The 7,873-nt window shown below is 60.5% G+C and carries 7 protein-coding genes; all 7 read left to right on the top strand.

Features of this window, described 5'->3' with window-relative positions:
• The first annotated feature begins 118 nt into the window (after positions 1 to 118).
• The 7 genes from HU811_RS22615 to HU811_RS22585 all read left to right on the top strand — a co-directional run bounded on the left by HU811_RS22615 (position 119) and on the right by HU811_RS22585 (position 7,801).
• On the top strand, positions 119 to 1,171 hold the full coding sequence (locus HU811_RS22615; protein ID WP_092398853.1) for a Gfo/Idh/MocA family protein: 1,053 nt from the start codon (positions 119 to 121) through the stop codon (positions 1,169 to 1,171).
• A 142-nt stretch (positions 1,172 to 1,313) separates the two neighbouring features.
• On the top strand, positions 1,314 to 1,466 hold the full coding sequence (locus HU811_RS22610; protein ID WP_177193354.1) for a hypothetical protein: 153 nt from the start codon (positions 1,314 to 1,316) through the stop codon (positions 1,464 to 1,466).
• A 51-nt stretch (positions 1,467 to 1,517) separates the two neighbouring features.
• Positions 1,518 to 2,444, top strand: coding sequence for a sugar ABC transporter substrate-binding protein (locus HU811_RS22605; RefSeq protein ID WP_092398851.1), 927 nt, complete (start codon positions 1,518 to 1,520; stop codon positions 2,442 to 2,444).
• A 73-nt stretch (positions 2,445 to 2,517) separates the two neighbouring features.
• Complete coding sequence (locus tag HU811_RS22600) at positions 2,518 to 4,071, top strand: sugar ABC transporter ATP-binding protein (protein WP_092455379.1); 1,554 nt, start codon at positions 2,518 to 2,520, stop codon at positions 4,069 to 4,071.
• 187 nt (positions 4,072 to 4,258) lie between these two features.
• Positions 4,259 to 5,281: an ABC transporter permease gene (locus tag HU811_RS22595; protein ID WP_047230207.1), complete on the top strand. Its 1,023-nt coding sequence runs from the start codon at positions 4,259 to 4,261 to the stop codon at positions 5,279 to 5,281.
• A 326-nt stretch (positions 5,282 to 5,607) separates the two neighbouring features.
• Positions 5,608 to 6,012: a TraR/DksA family transcriptional regulator gene (locus HU811_RS22590; RefSeq protein WP_003202859.1), complete on the top strand. Its 405-nt coding sequence runs from the start codon at positions 5,608 to 5,610 to the stop codon at positions 6,010 to 6,012.
• A gap of 178 nt (positions 6,013 to 6,190) precedes the next feature.
• Positions 6,191 to 7,801, top strand: a complete 1,611-nt coding sequence (locus HU811_RS22585) for a methyl-accepting chemotaxis protein (protein ID WP_092399340.1) — start codon at positions 6,191 to 6,193, stop codon at positions 7,799 to 7,801.
• The last annotated feature ends 72 nt before the right edge of the window (positions 7,802 to 7,873 follow it).

Here is a 7,873-nt window from a genome sequence, read left to right as displayed (position 1 = left end):
CTTCGCGAGCAAGCCCGCTCCCACAGTCGACTGCGTTGCTTCAAAGGTACTCGGTCAAATTGTGGGAGCTCAGCTCCCACAGGGATTGCATTCATTCAGTGATTAACAAGGAGTTTTCATGCGAATCGGACTAGTCGGCTACGGCAAAGGCGGGCGGTTTTTCCATGCGCCGCTGATCAGCAGTCTGCCCGGGGCTACGTTCGTCGGTGTGGTGACGCGGTCTGCTGAGCGGCGCCAGCAACTGGCGAACGAGCACCCGCATGCGCAAGCCTTCGACACCCTCGAGCAATTGGTGGCGGCAGGCGTCGATGCGGTGGTGGTGTCCACGCCGCTGGACGGTCGCCCGGCCGTGGTCATGCAGGCCATTGAACTGGGTGTTGCAGTGGTCAGCGACAAACCTTTCGCCCTGGATGCCGCCCAGGCCGAGGCGATGGTGTTGGTTGCAGAGCAGCGCAACGTGCCGCTGACCGTGTATCAGAACCGCCGCTGGGATTCGGACTACCTGACCTTGCGCAAACTGCTGGAGTCCGGTGCGCTGGGGCAGGTCATTCGTTTTGAGTCCAGCGTCGAGCGTTATTCGCCAACCTCGGTCGGTAAAGGCAGCGGCGGCGGGTTTCTGCGGGACCTGGGCAGCCATCTGGTGGACCAGGCGCTGCAATTGTTCGGGCCGGTGACCCGGGTGTACGCCGAGCTGGACTACCGGCAGCCAGGGCAGGTGTTCGACAACGGTTTCTTTATGTCCCTGACTCACGCCAACGGCGTGCTTTCACACCTGAGCGGCAGTTGCCTGCAAAACGCTCCGCGCCCGCGCTTTCGGGTCAGCGGCACCGGGGGCTGCTATACCGTCGAGGGCCTGGACGGCCAGGAGGCCCAGGCGCTGGCCGGGTTGAGCCCGGCGACCGAGGGTGAGCGCTGGGGGAGCGAAGAGCATCGGCGCTGGGGCTGGTTCGAGCAAGGTAGCGAGCGCGAGCGTGTGGCATCGGAGCGCGGTTGCTGGATGGCGTTCTACCAGAGTTTGCAAACCGCCTTGCAGAACGCCGGTCCGCTGCCGGTGCAAGCCCGTGATGCACTGGCGACCACGCGCATTCTAGACGCGGCCAGGCAGAGCGCCGAACAGGGTGAAGTGGTGAGGTTATCCACGCCTGTCGGTCATGGAATAAAAAACGAATAAAATTCTAAAATTAGTTGATATGGAAAATATTTTCCAATAAAGTCGATTCCAGGTTACCGACAACTCTGTTCGTCTTCTACCAAGCCAGCCTTGAGCAAATGACGGACAAAACAACAACAAGAAACACAGCCAGGTACCGTCGATGAAAACCTTCAGCCGTTCTGCGTTTCACCTGCCACGCTCGTTGCGCTTGTGCGCAATCCTTCCCCTGTTCGAGTCCCTGTGCATTCAGCGCAACGGCACCGTGGTGTGTTGCATGCCCGGTGCGCCCATCGTGCGTTTGCCGCGTTCCTGATCCGCTACGCCTTATCCATAAAACCAACAACAAAGTGGAGAAAGACCGTTCATGAAGACCAAGACCCGTATCGCCTCGCTGGCCCTGTCGTTGATGCTCACCAGCGGCGCCGCCCTGGCCGACCTGAAGATCGGCGTCAGCATGTCCCAGTTCGATGACACTTGGCTGACGTACCTGCGTGAGTCGATGGACAGCAAAGCCAAGTCCCTGCCGGATGGCGTCACCTTGCAGTTCGAAGATGCACGCAGTGATGTGGTCAAGCAACTGAGCCAGGTGGAAAGCTTTATCAGCCAGAAGGTCGACGCGCTCATCGTCAACCCGGTGGATACCGCTGCGACCCAGCGCATCACCAAGGCCGCCGTGGCCGCCGGCATCCCCCTGGTGTACGTCAACCGCCGCCCGGACGAACCGAAGTTGCCGGAAGGTGTGGTCACCGTAGCCTCCGATGATCTGGAAGCCGGGCGGATGCAGATGCAATACCTTGCCGACAAGATGGGCGGCAAGGGCAATATCGTCATCTTGTTGGGTGACCTGGCCAACAACTCCACCACCTACCGCACCAAAGGCGTCAAGGACGTTTTGGCCAAGTACCCGAACATCAAGATCGAACAGGAACAGACTGGCACCTGGTTGAGGAACAAGGGCATGGACCTGGTGAACGACTGGCTGACCCAGGGTCGCGACTTCCAAGCCGTGGTGTCCAACAACGACGAGATGGCCATCGGCGCCGCCATGGCCCTCAAGCAAGCGGGCAAGGAGAACGGCAGCGTACTGATCGCCGGGGTCGATGGCACGCCGGACGGATTGAACGCCATCGAGAAAGGCCAGATGGCGGTCTCGGTGTTCCAGGACGCCAAGGGCCAGGCCGACGGTTCGATCGACACGGCGGTGAAAATGGTCAAGAAACAGCCGGTCGAGCAGGCCGTATGGGTGCCGTATCGCCTGATCACGCCGGAAAACGTCGATCAGTTCAAGTGACGTTTAACGTACTGCTACCACAACAATAAACAGGCGAGGTCGCCCACTGACCTTGCCAAGGGAGTACCTGACCATGTTCGCTTCAGCGACTGCTTCGAGCGCCCCGGCGGCTACTGTCCGGCCGGACGTAATACCTGAAGAACCGTACTTGCTGGAAGTCGCCAATGTCAGCAAGGGGTTTCCCGGTGTGGTGGCCCTGTCGGATGTGCAATTGCGGGTGCGCCCCGGTTCCGTGCTGGCTTTGATGGGCGAGAACGGTGCGGGCAAATCCACTCTGATGAAAATCGTTGCCGGCATCTACCAGCCGGACGCCGGTGAGCTGCGCCTGCGGGGCAAGCCGGTGAAGTTCGACACACCTCTGGCAGCCCTGCAGGCCGGCATCGCGATGATCCATCAGGAACTGAACCTGATGCCCCACATGAGCATCGCTGAAAACATCTGGATCGGCCGCGAGCAGCTCAACGGCCTGCACATGGTCGACCATGGCGAGATGCACCGTTGCACCGCCAGGTTGCTGGAGCGCCTGCGTATCAACCTTGATCCTGAAGAGCAGGTGGGCAACCTGAGCATTGCCGAGCGGCAGATGGTCGAGATCGCCAAGGCGGTGTCCTACGACTCGGACATTCTGATCATGGACGAGCCGACCTCGGCCATCACCGAGACGGAGGTCGCGCATCTGTTCTCGATCATTGCCGACCTCAAGTCTCAAGGTAAGGGCATCATCTACATCACCCATAAAATGAACGAAGTCTTCGCCATCGCCGATGAAGTGGCAGTGTTTCGCGACGGCGCCTACATCGGCCTGCAACGAGCCGACAGCATGGACGGCGACAGCCTGATATCAATGATGGTCGGGCGCGAACTGAGCCAGTTGTTCCCGGTGCGGGAACAACCTATCGGTGAATTGGTGCTGTCGGTGCGCGACCTGAGCCTGGACGGCATCTTCAAAGGTGTGTCGTTCGACCTGCATGCCGGGGAAATTCTCGGCATCGCCGGGTTGATGGGCTCGGGTCGGACCAACGTGGCCGAGGCGATTTTCGGCGTGACCCCGAGCACGGGGGGGGAAATCCACCTGGACGGCCAACCGGTACGCATCAGCGACCCGCACATGGCCATCGAGAAGGGTTTCGCGCTGTTGACCGAGGATCGCAAACTCAGTGGCCTGTTCCCGTGCCTGTCGGTGCTGGAAAACATGGAAATGGCCGTGTTGCCCCATTACGTCGGCAACGGCTTCATCCAGCAGAAAGCCCTGCGCGCGTTGTGCGAAGACATGTGCAAGAAGTTGAGGGTCAAGACTCCGTCCCTGGAACAGTGCATCGACAACTTGTCCGGCGGCAACCAACAGAAGGCCCTGCTGGCCCGATGGCTGATGACCAACCCACGCATCCTGATCCTCGACGAGCCGACCCGTGGCATCGACGTTGGCGCCAAGGCCGAGATCTACCGGCTCATTTCCTACCTCGCCAGCGAAGGCATGGCGGTGATCATGATTTCTTCGGAACTGCCGGAAGTACTGGGCATGAGCGACCGCGTGATGGTGATGCATGAAGGGGACCTGATGGGCACGCTGGACCGTAGCGAGGCGACCCAGGAACGGGTCATGCAACTGGCCTCGGGTCTGTCCTGATAACAGAAGGCCTCAAGCTCGCGCGGGGTTCCGTAGGAGCTGTCGAGTGCAACGAGGCTGCGATCTTTCCCCAGCCACTTGAGTCTCAAGCGAAAGATCAAAAGATCGCAGCCTCGCTCCGCGAGTCAGCTCCTACAGAAACCAGAGCGAGCTGTGCCCTCGCCACAGATAAAAAAGGTGAATGGTTATGAACGCGATACTGGAAAACAAACCCGCGGCCGCCCCGGCCAGGACACGGCGGCGGCTGCCGACGGAACTGAGTATCTTCCTGGTGCTGATCGGCATCGGCCTGGTGTTCGAAGTGTTTGGCTGGATCATGCGCGACCAGAGTTTCCTAATGAACTCCCAGCGTCTGGTGCTGATGATCCTGCAAGTGTCGATCATCGGTCTGCTGGCCATCGGTGTGACCCAGGTGATCATCACCACCGGTATCGACCTGTCCTCCGGCTCGGTGCTGGCGTTGTCGGCGATGATCGCCGCCAGCCTGGCCCAAACGTCGGATTTCACCCGGGCGGTGTTTCCCTCCCTGACGGACTTGCCCGTATGGATACCGGTGGTGGCGGGGTTGGGCGTAGGGCTGTTGGCCGGAGCGATCAACGGCAGCATCATCGCCATCACGGGTATCCCTCCCTTTATTGCCACCCTCGGCATGATGGTCTCGGCCCGTGGTCTGGCGCGCTACTACACCGAAGGCCAACCGGTGAGCATGTTGTCCGATTCCTATACCGCCATCGGCCATGGCGCCATGCCGGTGATCATTTTCCTGGTGGTGGCGGTGATCTTCCACATCGCCCTGCGCTACACCAAATACGGCAAGTACACCTACGCCATCGGCGGCAACATGCAGGCGGCACGCACCTCGGGTATCAATGTCAAACGGCATCTGGTGATCGTCTATAGCATCGCCGGGCTGCTGGCGGGGCTGGCTGGGGTGGTGGCTTCGGCGCGGGCCGCCACGGGGCAGGCCGGCATGGGCATGTCCTATGAGCTGGACGCGATTGCGGCGGCCGTGATCGGCGGCACCAGCCTGGCCGGTGGGGTAGGGCGCATCACCGGTACGGTGATCGGCGCGCTGATCCTCGGGGTCATGGCCAGTGGTTTCACCTTCGTCGGCGTGGATGCCTACATCCAGGACATCATTAAGGGCTTGATCATTGTGGTGGCGGTGGTCATCGACCAGTACCGCAACAAGCGCAAACTTAAACGCTGAAGGGCCTTTCGCTGCGACAAAGCGCCACGCCTGACCCGCGTGGCGTTGCCATTTGTCTTCTTGATACAGCTATTGAATCGAATTTCTTGTTATAAACGCACTCCGATGACTGCCAAAAGCCTGTCAGAGAACATTTAGAAGGGTTGTCGGACATTTTCCCTATGTTTTCAGTTGCTGAGGCTTCGACTCGGCCTTAGACTGCCGCCCCTCGTAAATTGAGTGCCGGGTGGCGCTTGGAATAGACGGCGCCTTCCCGATGAGCGTGGCAGCGCGCTGCGGGACGCTTCATAATTCGCCTTAATGCACGTTTTTTTATAGAGAAATCAATGACAAAGGAAAAGTTGCTGGCCATGCCGGCGGATGACTACATGAATGCCGAGCAGCTGGCTTTCTTCACCAAGCTGTTGCAGAACATGAAAGTGGAAACCCACGAGCGCATCGAACAGAACCGAATCGCCATTGAGAGCCTGGATACCCCGGCTGACCCGGCGGACGCTGCTTCCGTGGAAGAAGAGCGGACCTGGCTGGTCAACGCCATCGATCGCGACCAGCGCATGCTGCCTCAGTTGGAGCAGGCCCTGGACCGTATCAACGACGACAGCTTCGGCTGGTGTGATGACAGCGGCGAGCCGATCGGCCTCAAGCGCCTGCTGATCAGCCCGACCACCAAGTACTGCATCGAAGCTCAGGAACGTCACGAACAGATCGACAAGCACCAGCGTCAGGCCTGATTCGCGTTTCAGAAAAGATCGCAGCTTCCTTCCGGACGCTGCGATCTTTTTGCTTTCGGCTGCGCCTGTTCGCCTACTTGCGTTGACCCTCGACAAAAACACGACTAATGGACCATGGATAATGGCTCCGTAGTGGCGTTTAATGCGGGTATAACAACGAGAAATGTGGGTGATTGATATGGCGACAGACGGTTCCCTGGCGAGGGCGGTGCCAGCTTCGGTGCCTGTGACCAGCAACACGGCGCGCTGGCTGACGCCGACTTTGCAGAGTCTTGCGCTGACTTTGCTGCTGTGCGGCATGACCCTGGGTGGTTTGTCGTTGTATCTGGGCCTGCCCCTGGCGATGCTCATTGTCTGGCTACCGCGCCTGCGCTCGCGTCTGGCCGCCGCGCCTCCTGAACTGGCCGCTGCGGACACATTGGCCGAGCTGACCCGTGATCTGTCCTACACCACCAGCCATAACGCGTTATCAGCAGCCGGCGTCGCCTATTCGGTCAAGCAACTGGCTGGCAAGGTTCAGTCGCAGCTCGATGCGGCGGCGCAAATCGTCGGCAATGCCGAATCGATGATCGCCACTGAGCAGGCCACCTCACAACTCAGCCAGCAGGCCCTGAGCGCTGCCAGTGAGGCCCATCGCAGTAGCGTTGCCGGGCGCAGCGAACTGGTGGAGTCCATCAGCCGGATGCACCAGCTCAGCCAGCGCGCGAACGACAGCCGCGAGTTGATCGAGGCGCTGAGCGTGCGCAGCGATGAAATCCAGCGGGTCAGCCTGGTGATTCAGTCGATCGCCAGCCAGACCAACCTTTTGGCACTCAACGCGGCGATCGAAGCCGCACGGGCCGGTGAGCATGGTCGTGGCTTCGCGGTGGTGGCGGACGAGGTCCGTGGGCTGGCCGGGCGTACGGCCGCGGCAACCGGCGAGGTCGGGGTGATGGTTGCGGACATCCAGCAGCGCACCGCCCAAGTGGTGGAGCAGATTCGCCAACTGGCCAGCGACCTGGACAGTGGCGTGCAGCAGGTCGAGCACACCGGCCAGCACCTGGAAAACATAGCCCGGCTGGCGGCCGGCGTCGAAACCCAGGTCAGCGCCATCGCCCAAGGCACCGACACCAACCGCGAACAACTCGACAGCCTGTTTCACGCCATCGAACAGATGCGCAGCGACCTGTCCATCAGCGATCAGCAGACCCAGCGCCTGGCTCAAGCGGCCGTGCAAATGGAAGGCCAGGCTGAAACCATCAGCGAACGCCTGGCCGAGGTCGGCCTGGACGATTATCACCAGCGGGTCTACGACCTGGCGCGCGAAGGGGCAAGCCAGATCGCGGCCCAGTTCGAGGCAGACATCGACCAGGGCCGTGTCAGCCTGGAGGACCTGTTCGACCGCAGCTACCAGCCGATCCCCAATACCCAGCCCGCCAAGTTCCAGACCCGTTTCGACCGCTACACCGATCAGGTCCTGCCGGCCATCCAGGAACCTTTGCTCGCCCGGCACGAGGGCCTGGTATTCGCTATTGCCTGTACCCAGGAAGGTTATGTACCGACCCACAACAACGTCTTCAGCCAACCCCTGACCGGCGATCCGCAGGTGGACACGGTAAACAATCGCACTAAACGCAAATTCTCCGACCGCACCGGGATTCGTTGCGGTAGCCACCAGCAGCCCGTGTTGTTGCAGACCTACACGCGCGATACGGGTGAGCTGATGCATGACCTTTCAGTGCCGATCATGCTCAAGGGGCGCCATTGGGGTGGCTTGCGGCTAGGCTATAAACCCGAGAAACCGCGCTAGCTTGATACGGTAAAAAAACGGTGGCGGCGACGCTTGATCACACTGTAGGAGCTGTCGAGCGAAGCGAGGCTG

This window comes from Pseudomonas tehranensis (assembly GCF_014268615.1).
In the GTDB taxonomy this organism is placed as follows: Bacteria; Pseudomonadota; Gammaproteobacteria; order Pseudomonadales; family Pseudomonadaceae; genus Aquipseudomonas; species Aquipseudomonas tehranensis.
Note: the sequence above shows the minus strand (reverse complement) of the source record. Positions and strands in the feature narration are given on the sequence as shown.